This is a genomic window from Vibrio amylolyticus (assembly GCF_023145695.1).
Taxonomy (GTDB): domain Bacteria; phylum Pseudomonadota; class Gammaproteobacteria; order Enterobacterales; family Vibrionaceae; genus Vibrio; species Vibrio amylolyticus.
On the sequence record NZ_JAJHVV010000030.1, the window covers coordinates 1 to 1,572 of the forward strand.

A 1,572-nucleotide genomic window follows, 5' to 3' on the forward strand; every position below is an offset into this window, starting at 1 on the left:
AGCCCCAGGTTCCCCTAGGGCTACCTTGTTACGACTTCACCCCAGTCATGAACCACAAAGTGGTGAGCGTCCTCCCCGAAAGGTTAAACTACCCACTTCTTTTGCAGCCCACTCCCATGGTGTGACGGGCGGTGTGTACAAGGCCCGGGAACGTATTCACCGTAGCATTCTGATCTACGATTACTAGCGATTCCGACTTCATGGAGTCGAGTTGCAGACTCCAATCCGGACTACGACGCACTTTTTGGGATTCGCTAACCATCGCTGGCTTGCTGCCCTCTGTATGCGCCATTGTAGCACGTGTGTAGCCCTACTCGTAAGGGCCATGATGACTTGACGTCGTCCCCACCTTCCTCCGGTTTATCACCGGCAGTCTCCCTGGAGTTCCCACCATTACGTGCTGGCAAACAAGGATAAGGGTTGCGCTCGTTGCGGGACTTAACCCAACATTTCACAACACGAGCTGACGACAGCCATGCAGCACCTGTCTTACAGTTCCCGAAGGCACACCTGCGTCTCCGCTGGCTTCTGTAGATGTCAAGAGTAGGTAAGGTTCTTCGCGTTGCATCGAATTAAACCACATGCTCCACCGCTTGTGCGGGCCCCCGTCAATTCATTTGAGTTTTAATCTTGCGACCGTACTCCCCAGGCGGTCTACTTAACGCGTTAGCTCCGAAAGCCACGGCTCAAGGCCACAACCTCCAAGTAGACATCGTTTACGGCGTGGACTACCAGGGTATCTAATCCTGTTTGCTCCCCACGCTTTCGCATCTGAGTGTCAGTATCTGTCCAGGGGGCCGCCTTCGCCACTGGTATTCCTTCAGATCTCTACGCATTTCACCGCTACACCTGAAATTCTACCCCCCTCTACAGTACTCTAGTCCAACAGTTTCAAATGCAGTTCCGAGGTTGAGCCCCGGGCTTTCACATCTGACTTATTGAACCACCTGCATGCGCTTTACGCCCAGTAATTCCGATTAACGCTCGCACCCTCCGTATTACCGCGGCTGCTGGCACGGAGTTAGCCGGTGCTTCTTCTGTCGCTAACGTCAAGAGATAAGCGTATTAAACTTACCCCCTTCCTCACGACTGAAAGTACTTTACAACCCGAAGGCCTTCTTCATACACGCGGCATGGCTGCATCAGGCTTTCGCCCATTGTGCAATATTCCCCACTGCTGCCTCCCGTAGGAGTCTGGACCGTGTCTCAGTTCCAGTGTGGCTGATCATCCTCTCAGACCAGCTAGGGATCGTTGCCTTGGTGAGCCATTACCTCACCAACTAGCTAATCCCACCTAGGCGTATCCAATAGCGCAAGGCCCGAAGGTCCCCTGCTTTGCTCCAAAGAGAATATGCGGTATTAGCCATCGTTTCCAATGGTTATCCCCCTCTACTGGGCAACTTCCTAGGCATTACTCACCCGTCCGCCGCTCGACGCCGAAGTAGCAAGCTACTTCTCGTTTCCGCTCGACTTGCATGTGTTAGGCCTGCCGCCAGCGTTCAATCTGAGCCATGATCAAACTCTTCAATTTAAGATTTTGTCGGCTCAACGAATACTGACTTCAAAACTAAT

The 1,572-nt window shown here is 52.9% G+C and carries 1 rRNA gene; it reads right to left on the reverse strand.

The annotated features are described in order from the left end of the window. A 16S ribosomal RNA gene (locus tag KP803_RS21720) occupies nt 1–1,531 on the reverse strand; the annotation flags it as partial. Nucleotides 1,532–1,572 lie beyond the last annotated feature (41 nt).